Source organism: Kutzneria kofuensis (assembly GCF_014203355.1).
Classification (GTDB): Bacteria; Actinomycetota; Actinomycetes; order Mycobacteriales; family Pseudonocardiaceae; genus Kutzneria; species Kutzneria kofuensis.
Genome location: NZ_JACHIR010000001.1, coordinates 2,113,289 through 2,132,577 on the forward strand (window position 1 = coordinate 2,113,289; position 19,289 = coordinate 2,132,577).

General features: G+C 70.8%; 12 protein-coding genes and 1 riboswitch. Of the genes, 5 read left to right on the plus strand and 7 right to left on the minus strand.

The genetic code is table 11. From position 1 onward, the window contains the following. Window positions 1-7: 7 nt before the first annotated feature. The 3 genes from BJ998_RS09655 to BJ998_RS09665 all read right to left on the minus strand — a co-directional run bounded on the left by BJ998_RS09655 (window position 8) and on the right by BJ998_RS09665 (window position 4,068). Window positions 8-1,606, minus strand: coding sequence for a circularly permuted type 2 ATP-grasp protein (locus BJ998_RS09655; RefSeq protein WP_246488561.1), 1,599 nt, complete (start codon window positions 1,604-1,606; stop codon window positions 8-10). Between the two features lie 84 nt (window positions 1,607-1,690). After that, window positions 1,691-3,271: a hypothetical protein gene (locus tag BJ998_RS09660; RefSeq protein ID WP_184860421.1), complete on the minus strand. Its 1,581-nt coding sequence runs from the start codon at window positions 3,269-3,271 to the stop codon at window positions 1,691-1,693. Next, window positions 3,256-4,068, minus strand: a complete 813-nt coding sequence (locus BJ998_RS09665) for an ABC transporter ATP-binding protein (RefSeq protein ID WP_312890016.1) — start codon at window positions 4,066-4,068, stop codon at window positions 3,256-3,258. Before BJ998_RS09665 ends, BJ998_RS09660 begins: the two co-directional genes overlap by 16 nt. Window positions 4,069-4,183: 115 nt before the next feature. On the opposite strand from BJ998_RS09665, the gene BJ998_RS09670 reads away from it, so the two are divergent. Then, window positions 4,184-5,059 (plus strand): SPFH domain-containing protein, encoded by an 876-nt coding sequence (locus BJ998_RS09670; RefSeq protein WP_184860423.1) that lies wholly within the window; start codon window positions 4,184-4,186, stop codon window positions 5,057-5,059. A 70-nt stretch (window positions 5,060-5,129) separates the two neighbouring features. Here the strand turns inward: BJ998_RS09670 and BJ998_RS09675 are convergent, their stop codons facing one another. After that, window positions 5,130-6,758 (minus strand): peptide-N4-asparagine amidase, encoded by a 1,629-nt coding sequence (locus BJ998_RS09675; RefSeq protein WP_184860425.1) that lies wholly within the window; start codon window positions 6,756-6,758, stop codon window positions 5,130-5,132. Window positions 6,759-7,148: 390 nt separating this feature from the next. On the opposite strand from BJ998_RS09675, the gene BJ998_RS09680 reads away from it, so the two are divergent. Together BJ998_RS09680 and rpsT are read left to right on the plus strand one after the other, a co-directional pair. Next, the gene (locus tag BJ998_RS09680) at window positions 7,149-9,464 is read left to right on the plus strand and encodes a glycoside hydrolase family 3 N-terminal domain-containing protein (RefSeq protein ID WP_184860427.1); all 2,316 of its coding nucleotides are present in this window, start codon (window positions 7,149-7,151) and stop codon (window positions 9,462-9,464) included. 116 nt (window positions 9,465-9,580) lie between these two features. Then, window positions 9,581-9,844 carry a 30S ribosomal protein S20 gene (rpsT, locus tag BJ998_RS09685; protein WP_184860429.1) on the plus strand — a complete coding sequence of 88 codons (264 nt, stop codon included), beginning with the start codon at window positions 9,581-9,583 and terminating at the stop codon, window positions 9,842-9,844. 78 nt (window positions 9,845-9,922) lie between these two features. Here rpsT and BJ998_RS09690 read toward each other — a convergent pair whose 3' ends face one another. Both BJ998_RS09690 and holA read right to left on the minus strand, forming a co-directional pair. Then, complete coding sequence (locus BJ998_RS09690) at window positions 9,923-12,598, minus strand: alpha/beta hydrolase family protein (protein ID WP_184860431.1); 2,676 nt, start codon at window positions 12,596-12,598, stop codon at window positions 9,923-9,925. Between the two features lie 392 nt (window positions 12,599-12,990). Next, on the minus strand, window positions 12,991-13,962 hold the full coding sequence (gene holA / locus BJ998_RS09695; RefSeq protein WP_184860433.1) for a DNA polymerase III subunit delta: 972 nt from the start codon (window positions 13,960-13,962) through the stop codon (window positions 12,991-12,993). Window positions 13,963-14,071: 109 nt separating this feature from the next. Continuing rightward, window positions 14,072-14,184, plus strand: a riboswitch (SAM riboswitch). Window positions 14,185-14,194: 10 nt separating this feature from the next. Here holA and thrC point away from each other — a divergent pair. Further along, window positions 14,195-15,457, plus strand: coding sequence for a threonine synthase (gene thrC, locus BJ998_RS09700; RefSeq protein WP_184860435.1), 1,263 nt, complete (start codon window positions 14,195-14,197; stop codon window positions 15,455-15,457). Between the two features lie 255 nt (window positions 15,458-15,712). Beyond that, entirely contained in the window at window positions 15,713-16,915 is a 1,203-nt protein-coding gene (locus BJ998_RS09705; protein ID WP_184860437.1) for an ABC transporter substrate-binding protein, read from the plus strand. Between the two features lie 55 nt (window positions 16,916-16,970). Here the strand turns inward: BJ998_RS09705 and BJ998_RS09710 are convergent, their stop codons facing one another. After that, on the minus strand, window positions 16,971-19,265 hold the full coding sequence (locus BJ998_RS09710; protein ID WP_184860438.1) for a DNA internalization-related competence protein ComEC/Rec2: 2,295 nt from the start codon (window positions 19,263-19,265) through the stop codon (window positions 16,971-16,973). Between the last annotated feature and the right edge of the window lie 24 nt (window positions 19,266-19,289).

The following is a 19,289-nucleotide window of genomic DNA, read 5'->3' on the forward strand; positions in this document are numbered from 1 at the left end:
GCCTCCCTCACTGCTGCTGCTGTTGCTGCTGGACGGCCGTCAACTCCGGCCCCTGTTCGGTCGCCACGCCGTTGACCTGGCCCGCGCCGACGAGTTCCGGCCCGGACAGCTCGCTCTCCACTGTGGACGATCGTGGCGCCAGCACCCAGGTGTCCTTGGATCCGCCGCCTTGCGAGGAGTTCACCACCAGGCTCCCCTCCGGCAGCGCGACCCGGGTCAGCCCGCCCGGCAGCACGAACACGAAGTTGCCGTCGTTGACGGCGAAGGGCCGCAGGTCCACGTGCCGCGGCGAGAGCTTGTCGCCGATCTTCGTCGGCACGGTGGACAACTGCACCACCGGCTGGGCGATCCAGCCGCGCGGGTTGCCGCGAACCTTGCGCCGCAAGGCGTTCAGCTCGCGACCCGAGGCGTCCGGCCCGAACACGATGCCATAGCCGCCGGAGCCCTCCACCGGCTTGAACACCAGCTCCGACATCCGGTCCAGGGCGTGGGCCCGCTCGTCGGGCAGCCAGCACCGGAACGTGTCCACGTTGGGCAGCAACGGTTTCTCGTTCAGGTAGTACTGCACGATCTCCGGCATGTACGTGTACACGAGCTTGTCGTCGGCGACGCCGTTGCCGACCGCGTTGGCGATCACCACGTTCCCGGCCCTGGCCGCATTGGCCAGACCGGCGACGCCCAGCACGGAGTCCGGACGGAAGTGCACCGGATCCAGGAACGGGTCGTCGATGCGCCGGTAGATCACGTCCACCTGCCGCTCACCCTCGGTGGTGCGCAGGTAGATGGTGTGGTCGCGGCAGAACAGGTCCCGCCCCTCCACCAGCTCCACGCCCATCTGCCGGGCCAGCAGGGAGTGCTCGAAGTACGCCGAGTTGTGCACGCCGGGCGTCAACACGACGACGTTCGGGTCGGCGGCGTTGGGCGCGGCGGCGTTGCGCAGCGCCCGCAGCAGGTGCACGGCGTAGTCGCCGACCGCGCGAACCCGGTGCCGGGCGAACAGGTCCGGGAACACCCGGGCCATGGTGCGCCGGTTCTCCATCACGTACGAGACGCCGGAAGGGCAGCGCACGTTGTCCTCGAGCACCCGGAACGCGCCGGCCTCGTCGCGCACGATGTCGATGCCGGCGACGTGGATACGCACCCCGTTGGGCGGCACGATGCCGGCGGCCTCGCGGTGGAAGTGCTCGCACGAGGTGATCAGCCGGCGCGGCAGCACGCCGTCCCGCACGATCTGTCCGTCGCCGTACACATCGGCGAGGAACGCCTCCAGCGCCCGCACCCGCTGCACGATGCCGCGCTCCAGCTTGGACCACTCGGACGCGGTGATCACCCGCGGCACCAGGTCCAGCGGGAACGGCCGTTCCTGACCGGAAAGCGAGAACGTGATGCCCTGATCCACGAACGCCCGCCCGAGCGCGTCGGATCGGGCGCTCAGATCGGCCACATCGGACGGTGCCAGCACCTCGTGCAGCGCACGGTACGCGGACCGCACCGACGCGTCCGACGAGAACATCTCGTCGTACGCGCCGGCGTGCGGCCGCGCCGGGTCCAGGTAACCGCGGAACAGCTCGCCATCGCCGCGGCCGTTCCTCGCCGTCCGGGTCATGGTCGACATCTTCACTCAGCGAGGCGGCCGAGGGCACTACTCCGAACCACTGGTTACCTCAACGAAACACCAGCTGAACACGGCCTACGCGGCGGTCTTCACCTGTGCGAGGAGCTCCGGACCGCGGTCGAGCAAGCGCTGCTGGGCAAGTTTGCCCAACCACCACGCGGCGAGTGCCCCGGTGGCCACCCCGACCGGCACCGCGAGCCAGCTGACCACCGAGTTCGACTCGATCTGGCCGATGATCAGCAGAACCAGCGACGGCAGGGCGATGACCAGCAGAAACAGCATCGACACCAGCCGCACCAGGCCACGGGAGCAGCCGGGCCGGTTGCCCTGGTTGAACGGGCTGCCGCCGCGCTGCACGGGCATCGGGAACGCCCAGTACACGGAGAGCAGCAGCATGCAGCCGGCGCCGCCGCCGAGCATCGCCGGCAGCACGCCGAGCACCCACGGATACGCCCACCACCGACCGGCCAGCCCCGGCAGCACCAGGCCGGCCAGGATCGCGACGGGACCGACGATCAGTCCCCACGCCCACTGCCGGCCCCGCACATCCGCCCGCGCCGCTCCCGGCGTGACGATGGTGTGCCACACCGACGTGCCGTCGAAGCCGTACAGGTTGCTGACCTGGAGCATGGAGAAGGCGACGACCCACAGCCCGGCGAACGGCAGCATCACCCACGCGCCGCGGCCGCCGGCCGACGAGAACACCGGGATGAACAGACCGATCAGAACCGACGTCAGCATCATCGCCCGCCGGCGGGCGTCCCGCCACCACATCCGGAGTTCCTTGCCGATCACCGCACCCACCGGCGTGGCCGGCAGCAGGCTGCGCCGCGACGCCTTGGCTCGACCGACCCGGGACGGGCCGACGTTGGTCTGCGGCGTGGTCAGCCGCACCACCAGCAGCCGTGCGTACGCCAACAGCAGCGCACCGTCCACAGCGGCCAACGCGAGCACCGCTCCGATCACCATCAGCCAGTTGCCGGTGGCAGCACCCTCGACCGCGGCCGGCGCCCACCCGGTCGGCAGCCATCGCAGCGTGCCCGCGAGCTCCGGGTTGTTCTGCAGCAGAACCGGCGCCAGCGCCTCGCCCGCGTACCGCAGCGGCAGGTAGGACAGACCGGCCAAGGCCGCGAGCAGCACGCCGAGGTCCTTGCCGCGGCGGGAACCCAGCACCGCCCCGAGCGCGCTGACGACCACTCGCGACAGCAGCACCGTGAAGCCCAGCGCCAGCGCGACAGTGATCACGGCGACGATCACCGGCAGCACGCCGAGCCACACCGATCCGACCACGAGGCCGAGGAACGCGATCACCGTCGCCACCGGCGGCACTCCGGCAATCGACGCGCCCAGCAGGCCGAACGCCAGCTTCGTCGGCGACAGCGGCAGCAGGGCGAAGTTCTCCGGGCGCAGCGTCTCGTCGCCGCCACCCATGATGATCGGGCCGATGAGCCAGCCGATCGTCCACAGCAGCACCATCGCGGCGGCGACGGTCGTGCCGATGGACACGCCCTGGTGGTAGCCGAGCGTCACCAGGAACAGCGACACGCCGCCGGCGGCCAACCCGACCAACGCGCCGAAGACGAAGCTCGCCGCCCGCGCCCCGCCGAGCGAGTGCGACAGCACCCGCAGCTTCATCCGGATCAGGACGCCAACCACGACAGCCCTTCCCCACCGCCGGTGCGGCCGCCGACCAGGTGCACGAACGCCTGCTCCAGCGACTGGCCGCCGCGCACCTGCTCGACCGGCCCGCTGGCCACGACCCGCCCGCGCGTGATCACGGCGACGTGGTCGCAGAGCTTCTCCACCAGCTCCATCACGTGGCTGGACAGCACGACCGCGCCGCCGGCGGCCACGAACCGCTGCAGGATCGTGCGGATCGTGGACGCCGACACCGGGTCGACGGCCTCGAACGGCTCGTCCAGCACCAGCAGCTTCGGGGCGTGCAGCAGCGCCGTCGCCAGGCCGATCTTCTTGCGCATACCGGCCGAATAGTCGATCACCAGCGTCCGCTCGGCGTCGGTCAGCTCCAGCACGCCCAACAGCTCGTTGGCGCGGTCAGCCACCGTCGCGGGGTCCAAGCCGCGCAGCAAACCCGTGTACGTGAGGAGTTCACGCCCGGTCAGCCGCTCGGGCAGCGCCATGCCGTCCGGCAGCACGCCCACCAGCGCCTTGGCCCGTTCCGGCGACTCCCACACGTCGACGCCGAAGATGCGAACGGTCCCCGCGTCCGGCCGCAGCAGGCCGACGGCCATGGACAGCGACGTCGTCTTGCCGGCGCCGTTCGGGCCGACCAGTCCGAAGAACGATCCCCTCGGCACGGCCAGCTGCACCTCGTCGACGGCGACCGTGGTGTTGAACGCCTTGCGCAGGCCCGACATCTGCAGCGCCGGCGCCTGCTCGGACGGCTGCGCCCCCTGTTGCTGCCCGTATATGGGCAACCCACCCGTGTCCAACTCGTTCCCCTCCCGACCGGTCCAGACACCCCATCATGCTCCTCGGAACGCCCACGCGCTGGCGTTTCACCGTGGTACAGTTCTGATATCACATTGATAGACTGAGGAGGGGGCCATGGGCACGATTCCGACACCGGAGCCCACCATCGCCGAGCGCCCGGCGGCGCGGCTGGCCGGCGGGCTGATGCTGCTGGTCGGACTGGTCCTGCTGGTGGTCGGCGTCGCCGTCACGGTGGCGAGCGGCCAGCCCTGGTGGCTCGTGCTGGCCGTACTCGGCGTGCTCGCGCTGCGCGGCCTGGTCGTCCTCGCGCCCGGCGAGGCGCGGGTGGTCCAGTTCTTCGGCCGCTACGCCGGCACGGTCCGCACGCCCGGCCTGCACTGGGTGAACCCGCTGACCACCCGGACCCGGCTGTCGGTCCGGATCCGCAACCACGAGACCGTCGTGGCCAAGGTCAACGACGCCGAGGGCAACCCCATCGAGATGGCGGTGGTGGTCGTCTGGCAGATCGAGGACACCGCCCGCGCGGTCTTCGAGGTGGACGACTTCGTCCGGTTCGTCGGCATCCAGACCGAGACCGCGGTCCGGCACATCGCCACCACCTATCCGTACGACAACCACGCCGACGACGAGCGGCTGTCGCTGCGGGAGAACGCCGAGGAGATCACCGGCAAGCTGTCGGCCGAGATCGCCGAGCGGGTCCGGTCGGCCGGCGTGAAGGTCATCGAGTCCCGGCTGACGCACCTCGCCTACGCGCCCGAGATCGCCGGCGCGATGCTGCAGCGGCAGCAGGCGGGCGCGGTTGTCGCGGCCCGGCAGCGGATCGTCGAGGGCGCGGTCGGCATGGTCGAGCTGGCGCTCGCGCGACTGGCCGAGCGGGACGTGGTCGAACTGGACGAGGAGCGCAAGGCCACCATGGTCAGCAACCTGCTGGTGGTGCTGTGCGGCGACCGCGCCACCCAGCCGGTGGTGAACGCTGGCAGCCTGTACTGACGTTGTGCCACATGCGCTTCCCATGTGGTGTCTGAGCGCAAATGGGAAGCGCATGTGGCAGAGGAGGGTGTCAGCGTGAGCTGACGTCCCTCGTGACGTAGCCGTGTGCGGTGTCGATGTCACGGAAGTAGAACCGGCCGGTGTCGGCCAGCCCGCTCCACCGCTCGCTCGACTGACCGTCGGCATAGCTGAGCACGCCGTTCGTGCGGCCGAATCCGCCGCTGGTGTCGATGGTGTCGTCGCTCAGCGCGGGTGCGCCGCCGCCGACCGTCCACAAGCGACGTCCATGGTGGACGGTTGCGTCGATCCGGTAGTTGTTGTCGTCCACGATGTGCTGCGTGACGTCGGCCCTGAGCGTGAAGTCGAAGCCGTCGACGCGGCCGTTCGAACCGTAGCTGCCGAGCGCCCGCTGGTCGGTGGTCTGCTTGCTGGCCGAGTCGGCGAGCGTGGTGGTGTTGTCGAAGGTCCACTGCCCGGACGAGTTCACCGGCACGATGCCGGCGGACGTGTGCAGCACGCCGGCGGTGTGCCAGGACCGGTTCACATGCGTGACGATCTTGTTGTCCAGGCCGGCGCCGGTCGTGGTGGTCTGCACGTCAGCCGCCGGCACGACGTCCTGGAGCAGGCTGCCGGTGACCCGCTTGACGTGCGGATCGGTCGTCGCGAACAGGTTACCGCCGAGCGTCCACAGGTCGACGATGCCGGGCGGCGGCACCAGCTGCACGGTGTGCGGCTTGCCGTCGGTCAGCTGCCCGATGAACGGGCTCAGGTCGATCGTGTACGGCAGCGTGACGATCGAGTCGATCGCGGTGATCGGCCGCCACAGCATCGGCGCCACGCCGCCGGTGTAGATCACCGGGTACGGCGACACCACACCCGCCGGCTTGCCGTCGACCGTCACCTCGACCTCGCGGTACGCGCCGCCACCGCACAGGCCCGCCGACGGATTGGCCTGCACCAGCGAGTTCGGCACGTTCGACCACCAGAACTCCTCGCAGCCGCCGCCCCGCGCGTAGATCTCCGCGGTCAGCTTCGCGGTGTTGGCCGGCACGGTCACCTGCGCGGTGTAGTTCTTGCCGTCGGACAGGTCCTGCCAGCCGGGCTTGGTCGCGTCGGCGGCCAGTGGCAGCACGGTGTCGGCCTGCTTCGGCGCGGGATGCGCGCGGTCGGCCTGGTAGTAGGTGACCGTGACGGTGATGTCGTAGGGCCCGGTGTAGGTGTCGTTGACGACGTTGCCGAGGTCGACCACGAACGGCTGGGCCTGGTGCAGCAGCGGCGCGAACTCGGTGATGTCGCGGTCGAAGCTCCACGTGATGCCGGACGGGTCCGGCTCGGGCGTGGAGGTCCGCAGCACCTCGGCGCCGCCGATCCACAGCCCGGCGAGCCGGTCGTACTGGCGGCCCTGGCTCTTGCCGGTCCAGCTCAGCACCACCTTCGTCCACGGCCCGGCGCACGCGGCCGGCGGCGTGAGCGTGCCGACGTAGGGCTGGCCGTAGGAGTTGGCGAACACGTGATGCATGGCGGTGACCGTGCAGTGCGGGGTCGGCGGTCTGCTGACCGGCGGCAGCGCGGTCAACGGATCCTGGTAGTCGGTGACGACGCGATCGGCGGCGCTCGCGGGCGCGGCGGTCACCACGCCGAGCGCGGCGACGCCAAGCAGCGGTATGACTGCGAGCAGAGCGGTGAGATGTCGGCGCACGTCCGGACGCTAGCGCCCGGCCGAGTGTTCGCGTGACCCCCCGGACGGCGGTAATCGTTCACAACCATGGACGTCCCGGCCGAGGCCAGTTCACATCCGTGACCAGATGCTGGGACGTACAGGCTTCGCGGCCGATCGCGCACTGAGCTGCGGAAATCCGCCGCCTCACGGCAGCGCTGGGAGCCCGCCGTGTGACGATCACACGGGTTGTCCGAACCGGCACGTGGCAGGGAAAGTCCTTGGCAGCACTGAAAAATCTCTGAAACACGTCACTGTGCGTGCCCAGATCCCGGGATGGGAGCGCTTCCAAATCCCCCGATCGGCGCTACTGGTCACGGCCCTTCTCGGACAAAGGTGACAACTGCGTTACCAGCTACAACAGGAGGCACAGTGGCCCGAATCCGCCCCGGTTTGCGCGCCGCCCTCGCGGTGTCCGCGGTCATCGCGCTGACCACCGCGCTGGCCCAGTCCAGCAGCCAGGCGTCCCCCAGTGGGCCGGCCGGCTCCGACGATCACGGCAGACCCCTCTACCTCAACCCCGCGGTACCCAGCCAGTACCGCGTGAACGACCTGCTGCGCCGGATGACGCTGGCCGAGAAGGTCGGCCAGATGGCGCAGATCCGAGTGGGCAAGCTCCGCGGCGACTGCAACTACGCGAACGGCCCGCTGACGCCGTCCTGCGAACAACAGGTGCTGGTGGACGCCCACGTCGGCTCCATCCTGTCCGGCGGCGGCGACTACCCGGTCGACAACACCGCCAAGGGCTGGGCGCAGATGACCAACGGCATCCAGCACTACGCCCTGGACAACAACCGGCTCAAGATCCCCGTGCTGTACGGGGCCGACGGCGTGCACGGCGACAACAACCTCGTCACCGCGACGATGTTCCCGCAGCAGATCGGCGTCGGCGCCACCTGGGACCCGGCGCTGGCCGAGAAGATGGGCGAGTCGACCTCGGCGACGATGCGCGCGACCGGCGTGTTCTGGGACTTCGCGCCCGTCTCCGACATCTCCCGCGACACCCGCTGGGGCCGCTACTACGAGACCCTGAGCGAGGACCCGCAGCTCGCCGGCGCCCTGGCCGGCTCGCTCGTCACCGGCCTGCAGGCCTACGACGGCAAGGGCGCGACCGCCAGGCTCGCCGCCACCGCCAAGCACTTCGCCGGCTACTCGCAGCCGAGCAACGGCCACGACCGGGTGCCCGCGCAGATCCCCGTGCGTGAGCTGCAGGACGTGTTCCTGCCGGCGTTCCAGCCGCAGATCGACGCCGGCGTGAAGACCGCCATGGCCAACTCCGGCGCCGTCAACGGCGTCCCCGTGCACGCCTCGAAGTTCATGCTGAACACCGAACTGCGGCAGCGCATGGGCTTCAGCGGCGTCACGGTCAGCGACTGGTCCGACATGGCCAGCCTGGTCACCAAGTACCACATGGCGCCCGACTACCCGACCGCCGTCGCGATGAGCGTGAACGCGGGCGTGGACATGGCCATGGAGCCCTCCGACGCCGCCGGCTACACCAAGGCGCTGATCGACGACGTCCACAACGGACTGATCAGCCAGCACCGGATCGACGAGGCCGTCGGGCGGATCCTCAAGCTCAAGTTCGACCTCGGCCTGTTCGAGAAGCCGTTCGTCGACGAGAACGCCGCCGGCGGCATCGTCAACGGCGCCGGCGTCGACCTCGCGCGGCAGGCCGCCACCGAGTCGACCGTGTTGCTGCGCAACGACAACAAGACACTGCCGCTGTCCACCGGCGTGCACAAGATCGTCGTCGCCGGCGACAGCGCCGACAACCCGGCCCAGCAGTTCGGCGGCTGGACCGTGAACTGGCAGGGCATCGACCCCAACGGCCCCACACCTCCGGTTGTCACACCGCTGCAGGGCATCAAGGAAGCCCTGCCGAACGCCACCGTGGTCGGCGCGACCGACCAGACCGCCGTCGCCCAGGCGGCCGACGCCGACGCGGTTGTGGTGGTGCTGGGCGAGAAGGCCGGCGCCGAGGGCACCAACGACAAGGAGAACCCGACGCTGACCGCCGCGCAGCAGTCCCTGGTGGACTCGCTCAACGCGACCGGCAAGCCCGTGGTCGTCGTGCTGATGACCGGCCGGCCGCTGGTGCTCGGCTCCGTGTCGACCGCGCCGACGCTGCTGCAGGCATGGCTGCCCGGCTCCGAGGGCGGGCACGCGCTGGCCGACATCCTGTTCGGCAAGGCCAACCCCAGCGGCAAGCTGCCCGTGTCGTGGCCGAAGACCGTCGGCGACCTGCCGATGTCCTACGACCAGCTGCCCGGCACCAACGGCGGCGCCAGCTCCGGCTACGACCCGCTGTTCCCGTTCGGCTACGGCCTGTCGTACACGACGTTCAGCACCGCCACGCCGACCCTGAGCGCCGCCACCGTGCGGGCCGACGGCAAGGAGACGGTGTCGGTGACGGTGACCAACACCGGCGCGGTCGCCGGCAGCACGGTCGTGCCGGTGTACGTGCACCAGCCGGTCAGCCAGGTGCTCGTGCCGGACAAGCGACTCGTCGGCTTCACCCGCGTGGACCTGAAGCCCGGTGAGTCGAAGACGGTGCAGGTCGAGTTCGACGTCAGCAAGCTCGCCGTGACCGTCGGGGACGTCGACGCCGACGGCAAGCGTGAGGTGGAGAAGGGCGCGTACGCCGTGGTCGTGGGCACCGCGCAGGCGCCGTTCACGGTGCGTTAGACTGGCTGCTCGTGTCGTGCGGCGTTCCGCCGTGGAGGAAGACCTGGTGCTGGGACAGATCGGGTGCCGTGTGAAGTGCGACACGACCAAGCCGTAGTGAACTGAGAGGTAGACGCGTGGCGAACATCAAGTCGCAGCAGAAGCGGATCAAGACCAACGAGGCCGCCCGCCTGCGCAACAAGGCGGTCAAGTCCGGTGTGAAGACCGCCATCCGCAAGGTCCGCGAGGCCGTCGCCGCCGGCGACAAGGACAAGGCTCTCGAGCTGGCCCGTGCCGCCTCTCGCAGCCTGGACAAGGCCGCCAGCAAGGGTGTCATCCACCCCAACCAGGCCGCCAACAAGAAGTCCGCGCTCGCCCTGGCCGTGAACAAGATCGGCTGAGCACGCTTCTTCAGCGCCAACGCCCTGCCCGCTTCCGCGGGCAGGGCGTTCTGCTGTCCGGCTACTTCGTGTGTCCGGCTACTTCGCGGTCACCGTGCCGGTCAGCACGGTGTCCAGGGGCAGCTCCTGCGGGTAGGCCCCGACGTGCAGCGCGACATGCTTGTCCGCGCCCTGGCCGCCGGTGGCCACGGTCTGGAGCACCACGTCGCCGCTGACGGCCCCGGCCGCGATTCGCCCGTCCAGCACGAGCTGGCTCAGGGTCGACAGCGGCCGTGACGGCTGCGGATCGATTCCCCACGACCTCAGCCAGGCCGGGTCCACGTCCGTGGTCGACAGCTCGGGGCCGGTCGCCGGCGCCACGAACGGGCCGAAGACGAAGATGTCCGCGTCGGCCGCCTCGGACAGCGTCACGTGCCACGTCAAGGCCCCGCCCGCAGCCACCGACGACGTCGGCGTCACGGTGATGGTGGGCGCCGGGTCGTCGTTGGTCACCAGCACACCGCCCTGGTAGGACCCCACGACCGTGCCCTTGGCCGCCTTGATCTCCGCGCCGACCAGGTAGTTCGCGCTCCAACGGGTGTTCCCGACCACGGTCGTGGACAGGTCGACCGTGTGCTGCCCGGGCGCGAGCGTCAACGCCTCCTCGGTCCACGTCCGCCCGGTCGAGTCACTGCGGAACAGCTTCAGCACACCGCCCGCGTCGCCGGTCACGGTCACCGGGACCTGGTAGTTCTTCGAACCCGAATCGCCTTCCGGCGCCGTCACCCGACCGAGGTCGACCCGGGTCAGCTTGGCCGGATCCGGGTCCGGCAGGCCAGGACGCCAGCCGTGGGCGTCGAGCAGCCAGGCCTCACCACTGGTGGTCGACGGGACCAGTTCGAGCTTGGCCACCTGCAGCACCGGCGGCACCGGGACGCGCACCTCCTGGGCCCAGTACGACATCGTGCGATCCGCGCCGGGCAGGCCGTTCAGCGTCACCTTGCCGAGCTTGGTCCGCCTGCCGCTGCCGTCCGTGGCCGCCACCTCGAAGGACGTGCCCGTGGAGTTCTCCGGGACGATCACCCGCAGCGCCAGGGACTGCTCCCCGAGCAGCCACACCGGGCGCGGTGGCTCGATCACCGCCGCGGTTCCCGCGGCCGACCAGCGCACGTCCACCGCGGACCGGCCGGCCTCGGTGGGAGCCGCGGTGAACGACACCGTGTGCGGCGACTTGTACTGGTCGGCTCCGGCCAGGCAGGCCGTGGCGGCGTTGATCTCGTCACACAGCTTGCCGCTACCGGTGATCTTGGTGGACTGGTCCGGCACCACCACCGGCGTCCGGTCGCCGCCCAGGGCGTGGCTGAGCACCCGGGCCGGATCGGCCGACGGCGCCCGCACGCCGGAACCGTCCAGCAGCGGCTGCACCCGAAGCTCGTGGTCCACGAACAGATGCGCGGCCGCGGCGACATAGGTCGCACCGACCGCACGCTGCTGGGCGGCGGTCAGCCGCGCCGGCTGGCCGGGGTCGCAGAGCGGGTTGGGGGTGTCGCCGGGAAAATAGTCGTCCACGGACGGGGCCGCCGACTCGCCCGGAGTCCACTCGACGTTGAAGAAGTTGTGGTTCGCCCCCGCGATGTACAGGGCGCTGTGCAGCGCCTTGCCGCGGCTGACGCCCCGCGTCGAGTCGATGTACTGCTGCCCCTGAAGATTGGACACGTCCCCGTCGCACGCCGGCAGGAAGGTCACCGACGGCACGTCCGGCGTGGGGTTCTGGCCGAAGATGGTCGGGGCGATGAACACGTTGCCGCGGATCGTCCAGCGGACCGGGCCCGAGTAGCCCGAGTCGAACGGCGGCGGGGCCAGGCTGTCCAACGCCGCCTGGTTGACGCCTTCGCCGCCGCGGGAGTGGCCGACCAGCAGGACCTTCGACATGTCCGCCACCGGCGCGTCCCGCACGATCTGCGGCGCCGAGGCCCGGCCCGCGCCGGCCCAGTCCGCCCAGTGCGCGAGATGCAGTCGCACCAGCGAAGAGCGGGCCTGCGCGCCGCCGTCCTCGGCCTGGAAGTCCAAGGCGTTGATGGCGTCCGCCGAGACGGAGACCGTGTCGTATCCCTGCGACGCCAACAACTGCTGGGTCTGCAGATAGCCGCGATAACTCGGCACCATCAGCGTTCCGGCCGGGCACGGCCAGGTGAAGGGCTGGTCAGCGGGGTTGTTCGGGTTGTAGCAGGATCCGTGCCGGCCGTGCAGGAACAACACCAGCGGGCGGTTTCCCGGCGCGTTCCTCGGCGCCACGACGACGGCCTGCATCTCGATCGGCCCGTCGAGTCCGGGCAGCCGAACCGGGTCGAGGGCGTACTCACCCGTGACCGTCTGGTACGGCCCCGGAGTACCCGGATCGGCCACACCCTTGGGCAGCAGCGGCGGCAGGGCGGCGGGCGCCTGGTTGGCCCGGAACTTCGGGTCGGGGGCGTCCAACCGGCGCCCGCCGGCCCGGACCTCCACCTTGCCGAGGTCGCCCAGTGCCTTGCCGGGCAACGAGAACGTCCTGCCGTCGCGGGACGACCTGGCCCGGCCGAGCAGTTTGCCGTCGGACCAGAACTCCACCGCCGCGTCGCCCGACATCGGCTTCGCCGACGTCCAGGCCACCTGGCCGTCCACCACCCGCCAACCCGATCCGGCCGGCTTCGGCGGGGCGCTCGGCTGCCCGACGGCGGTCGGTCCCAACACGACCGCCATGCACACCGCCGACAACAAAGGTAAGAGCTTGCGCATTCGACCTCTATCTACGGTCGCGGCCCCCGCCCGGCCCTACCATTCCCCCAGACGGACCACATGGGCCTGGAAAGTCACCTGTGTACGATCACTGCACGTACGCGTAGGCAGTGATTTCAAAGCCGCGAAAGCGTATGAGAGTTCGTCACCTTCGCCCAGCGAATTGCACGAAGGCCCCGGATCGGCTTCCCGAACCGCCGAAACAGAACTCAATTCCGGTCAGGGCTTGGCCTTCAATGCCCCCGCGCCCGGCAATCGCCGATGACTGGCCGTAACAGGAGAGGCCGACCGCGAGACACGCCCTCGTGGCGGCGCACCCACACCGGCCCCGCGCCGCCCGTTTCGACCACCGCACCTGGAGTCGGCGAGGCCACCACAACACACCAGTGGCGTCAGCCCATCTGGTGCGCCGCAACCACCTTCAACACCGCCCGCTCCAACGCGTAGTCCGCGTCGGCGGCCACGCCCTTCACATCGGCGTTCAGCGCCGCCACGACCTGCATCGCCTCGGCCAGGCCGGCCGGCGTCCAGCCGCGGGCCTGGCCCTGCGCCCGCTTCACCTTCCACGGCGGCATGCCCAGATCGCCGGCCATGCGGAACGGGTCGCCCCGGCCGGCGGAGGCCACCTTCGCCACGGTGCGCACCCCCTCGGCCAATGCGTCGGCCACGAGCACGTGCGGCACGCCGAGCTGCATCGCCCAGCGCAGCGCCTCCATCGCGCCGGCCCGATCCCCCACTACGGCCAGATCCGCCACGGCGAAGCCGGTCACCTCGGCCTTGCCCTGGTGGTAGCGGCGGACCGCGGCCTCGTCGACCTTGCCGTCATTGTCAGTGACCAGCTGCGAGGCGGCGGCGGCCAGCTCCCGCAGGTCGGTGCCGACGGTCTCGATCAGCGCGGCCAGCCCGGCGGGATCGATCTTGCCGCCGGCCCGCTTCACCTCGTCGCGGACGAACGCGTCCCGGTCGGCCGGCTTGGTGATCTTGGAGCACTCCACCACCACGGCGCCGGCCTTCTTCAGCGCGCCCGGCAGGTCCTTGGCCACCTTCGCCCGGCCGCCGCCGGTGTGCAGCACGATCAGCACGATGCCGTCGGCCGGCTCCTTGGCGTAGGCGAGGACGGCGTCGGCGACCTCCTTGCCGACCTCCTGCGCGCCCTCCAGCACCACCACCCGCCCCTCGGCGAACAGCGACGGGCTGAGCAGCTCGGCCAGCTCCGGCGGGGTGAGGTCAGTCACCCGCACACGCGTCAGATCGGCCTGCGGATCGGCCTTGCGCGCCGTGGCCAGCGCGGCCCGCACGGCCCGTTCGACCAGCAGTTCCTCGTCGCCGAGCACGAGCAGCAGCGGTTCGGGGGCGGCACTCACGCCGTCATCCTTCCACGTCCCCCTGACAGCCCCGCCGGTCCCGCATCGTGGGCCACGGAGTGGCGACCCCGCGTCGCATTGCCGTACCGTGCAGGTCACAACTGAACACCGCTCATCCAGAGGGGCAGAGGGAACGGCCCGACGAAGCCCCGGCAACCGGCGACGCATCTCCACGCGTCGATCACGGTGCCAATTCCGACCCACACGTGGGAAAGATGAGGAGATACCTCCCATGACGACGACCGTCGACGCTCGCACCACCGCCGCCTTCAACCTCGGGCCCGCGCGCGCCCTGAGCTGTCGGGAGTGCGGACACCAGATCCCGCTGGCCGCGGAATTCGCCTGTAGCGAGTGTTTCGGCCCCCTCGAAGTCGCCTACGAGTTCGGCCACGTCCGCCGCGAGGACATCGAGGCCGGCCCCAAGTCCATCTGGCGCTACCGCAACCTGCTGCCGGTGCCCACCGACGTCCAGTCCTACCCCAACACCGAGCCCGGCCTGACCCGCCTGGTCAAGGCCGACCGCCTCGGCGCAGCGCTCGGCGTGCGCAACCTGTGGGTGAAGGACGACACCGGCAACCCGACGCACTCGTTCAAGGACCGCGTCGTCGCCGTCGCCCTGGCCGCCGCCCGCCAGCTCGGCTTCAAGGTGCTGGCCTGCCCCTCCACCGGCAATCTGGCCAACGCCGTCGCCGCCGCGGCCGCCCGCGCCGGCTGGGAGTCGGTGGTGCTGATCCCGTCGTCGCTGGAGAAGGCCAAGATCCTCACCACCGCGGTCTACGACGGCGCGCTGATCGCCGTGGACGGCAACTACGACGACGTGAACCGGCTGGCCACCCAGCTCGCCGCCGAGCACGAGGACTGGGCGTTCGTGAACGTCAACGTCCGGCCGTACTACGCGGAGGGCTCCAAGACCCTGGCCTACGAGGTCGCCGAGCAGCTCGGCTGGCGGCTGCCCGGGCAGATCGTGGTGCCGGTCGCCTCCGGCTCGCAGCTGACCAAGGTGGACAAGGGCTTCCGCGAGCTGGGCGAGCTCGGCCTCGTGGACGCCACCCCGTACCGGGTGTTCGGCGCCCAGGCCACCGGCTGCTCCCCGGTCTCCACCGCCTACAAGGCCGGCACCGACGTCGTGTCGCCGGTCCGCCCGGACACCATCGCCCGCTCGCTGGCGATCGGCGCGCCCGCCGACGGCCCGTACGTGCTGGACACCGTGCGCCGCACCGGCGGCGCCGTCGAGGACGTCACCGACGAAGAGGTCGTCGAAGGCATCCGGCTGCTGGCCCGCACCGAGGGCATTTTCGCCGAGACCGCCGGCGGCGTCACCGTGGCGACCGCGAAGAAGCTGGTCGAGACCGGCCAGCTCGACCCCGACGCGGACACCGTGCTGCTGATCACCGGCGACGGCCTGAAGACGCTCGACGCCGTCGCCGACCGCATCGGCCCGAAGGCCGTCGTGCCGCCGAACGCCGCCGCCGTCACCGAGGCCCTCGGCCTCTGACCCCACCGGGGCTGACCACACCACAAGGTTGCCGGCGCGTGCCTCACGCGCCGGCTTCTTTGTGCCGTCAACGATCCGCACGCCACGATCGAGTGGATCTTCCCGCCTGCGGCACGGGACGCGCTAAAGCAGCTCCCGACACGTGACGACATCACCTTCGTGCCCGGCCCCGGCGCGGTGCCCGCCGGGCGGCGCCGGTTGACCCGGTGGCATGAGCACACCTCGCGGTCACCGGCACGGGCGGGAAGGTCGATCATGAAGAACACGGCGCTGCTGGCCGGTCTGCTCGCGGCGAGCATGGCGCTCACCGCCTGCGGCACCGCCGCGGGCGGCAATCTGGCGATGCCCGGCGGCGGGCAGCGCTTCACCCCGCCCTCGCTGACCGCGCTGGGCAAGCTCGGGCAGCCGGAGGGCCAGCTGTCCGTGCTGGCCTGGCCCGGCTACGCGGAGAACGGCTCCAACGACCCGAAGGTCGACTGGGTGACCCCGTTCGAGCAGGAGACCGGCTGCAAGGTCGACGTCCGGCAGTTCGACACCTCCGACGAGGCCATCAGCCTGATGAAGACCGGTCAGTACGATGTCGTCTCCGCCTCCGGGGACGCCTCGCTGCGGCTGATCGCCGCCGGCGACGTGGAGCCGGTGAACACCTCCCTTGTGCCCGACTACGCCGATGTCTTCGGCTTCCTCAAGAACCAGTCGTGGAACAGCGTCGGCGGCGTGCCCTACGGCATCCCCCACGGCTGGGGCGCGAACCTCCTCACCTGGCGCACCGACAAGGTGACCCCGGCTCCCACCTCCTGGTCGACGGTGTTCGACCCGAACTCCCGGTACAAGGGCAAGATCAGCGTCTACGACTCGCCGATCTACATCGCCGACGCCGCCCTCTACCTCCGGGCCCACCGCCTGGACCTGGGCATCACCAACCCCTACGCGCTCGACAGCACCCAGTTCCGGGCCGCCGTCGACCTGCTGCGCGGGCAGCACCCCATGGTCGGCACGTACTGGACGGACTACCTCAAGGAGAGCCGGGCCCTGACCAACGCCGACGCCGTCGTGGGCCTCGGCTGGCAGGTGACCGTCAACGTCACCAGGAGCGCCGGCGTGCCGCTGGAGGCGGTGGTGCCGTCCGAGGGCGCGACCGGCTGGTCGGACACCTGGATGGTGGCCACCAGGTCCGAGCACAAGACCTGCGCCTACCTGTGGCTGAACCACATCATCAGCCCCGAGGTCAACGCCCAGGTCGCCGAGTACTTCGGCGAAGCGCCGGCCAACTCCAAGGCGTGCGCGCTGACCGTGGACCGCAAGCACTGCGACACCTACCACGCCGGCGACGCCTCGTACGCGTCGAAGATCGCCTACTGGACCACACCGATCTCCCAGTGCCTGGACGGTCGCACGGACGTCAAGTGCGAGGACTACGGCGCATGGACCCAGGCATGGTCGGAGATCAAGGGTTGACCCGGTGACCACCGTGCCGGGCGGTCCATGCCGGCCGGCAACCACCCAGCCGTGGCTAGCGGGCGACCCGTTCGGATCCACGCCGGGCGATCAGCGGGCCGTCCCGGCTCGCGACCACTGCCACGTCGCCGTCCTCATCCGTGCGTAACACCGTTGCCCCTTCCCGTTCCAGTGCGTCGATGATCAGCGAACTGGGGTGCCCGAACGGATTGCCGGCGCCGACGCTGACCAGTGCCACCCGCGGATGCACCCGTTCCAGGAACCGCGGGAGCGAGTAGCGACTGCCGTGGTGGGGCACCTTGAGCACGTCGGCGCTCAGGTCCTCGTTGGTGGCCAACAGGTTTGCCTGTCCCTCCAGTTCGATGTCGCCGGTCAGCAGGATCCGGCCGGCGGCGGTGTCGGCGCGCAGCACGAGCGACGCGTCGTTCACCGGCGTGCCTTCGGCGTTCGGGCCGAGATGGCTCGGCGCGGCCGTCGGCGCGATCACGGTCATGGTCACTCCCGGTAACGCGAATCGTTGTCCCGCAACGACGTCCACCACCTTCACGCCCGCGGCGGCGCTCAGCCGCCGAACCTGGTCCCACGCCCACGCCGGCTCGTGCAGCGGCCCGACACCGACCGCCCCGACGGGATAATCGCTGAGCACCGACGACAAGCCGCCGACGTGATCCGCGTGCAAGTGGCTGAGCACCACCAGTGGAATGCTGACCACTCCGAGCCTGTGCAGGCAGCCCACGATCGAACTGAGGTCGGGACCGGTGTCGATCAGCACCACCCGGCCCGGCTCGGACGTCGCCACCACGTGCGCGTCGCCCTGCCCCACGTCGCAGCTCACCATCGCCCACCCTGTCGGCGGCCAGCCGGATCCGGTGAGCCGGGCCGGCATCAACACCACCACGGCACCGGCCACGATCACCGCCGCCGCGACTCTCAGCCGCCGCGACCGCAACACCGCCCAGCCGGCGAGCATCACCGCTGCCAACAGCGCCGCACCGAGCAGCCCGCTCGGCCACCGCACCGTCGCCAACGGCATCGAGGACGTGTAGCGGGCGACGTGGATGAGCCACCACGCCTCCGGACTCGCCACTCGAACCAGCAACTCCCCCAGCCACGGGCTGATCGGCGTCGCCACGGTTGCCAGCACGCCGACGACGGTCACGGGCGCGACCACCGGCTCGGCGACGAGGTTGGCGATCACCGCGACCACGCTGACCTCACCGGACAGACCGGCGATCACCGGTGCGGTGACCAGGTGGGCGGCCAGCGGCGCCGCCACTGCCTCGGCGACACCCGGCGGCACTCCCCTGCCCCGCAGGCAGGCCGCCCACCGAGGCGCGACCAGCACCAGGGCTCCGGTGGCCAGCACGGAGAGCGCGAAGCCGGCGTTGAGGCCGAGCGACGGATCGATCGGCACCAGCACCACCACCGACCACGCCAGCGCCGGCAGCAGTGATCTCTCCCGGCCCAACACGAGAGCCAGCAGCGCCAGGCCGCCCATCACCGCCGCCCGCAGCACGCTCGGCTCCGGGCCGGCGAGGATGACGAACCCGATCACCGCCAGGCCCGCACCCGCGCCCGCGATCCGAGGGCCCAGCCCCAGCAACCGGATCGCGAACAGCACCGCTCCCGCGACGATCGCCAGGTTGGCCCCGCTGACCGCGAGCAGGTGGGTCATGCCGGCGACCCTGAACTCGTCGGACACCCGTGGCGACAGGTTCGCCGTGTCGCCCACGACCAGTCCGGGCAGCAGCCCCGCCTGCTCGTCCGGCAGCACCGCCGACGCTCGCCGCAGCCCGCTGCGCAACGCCGAGGCGACCTGCTGCCACGGCGGGGCCGGAGTCACCTCGGTCGGCGATCCCCTGGCCTGCACGACCGCAACCGTGAGATCGCCACCCCGGGCCGGCGCCGCCCGGCCGGTGACGGTGAGCCACTGGCCCGGCAGCAGGTCCGCCCAGTCCGTGGCCTGAGCCAGCACGACCACGTCGCCAGCCGGCACGAGCACCCGGTCCGCGCCGCCCTGCCGGCTGCCGAATCCTTGCGTACGAAGGGGTTTCGGCCGTTCCGACACCTCGACCCGCAGCTTGACGACGGTGCCCCGGTCCGCATCCAGCCGCAGCGGGTGCGTCGCCGACGCGTGGATCACCGTTGCGATCCAACAGGTTGCCAACGCACCGAGGGCGATCACCAGCACCGCCTGCGGACGCCAGCGCAGGGACCGGAAGGCCACCACGAGGGCCGTGACCACGGCGATGGCACCGAGCAGCCAGCTGAACTGCCAGCCCCAGGCCAGGCCGACCGTCGCGACCGCCCACACCACCAGGGCGACCGGCACCATCCGCGTGTCAGTCATGGCGGCGCCTCGGCTCGAGGCGAA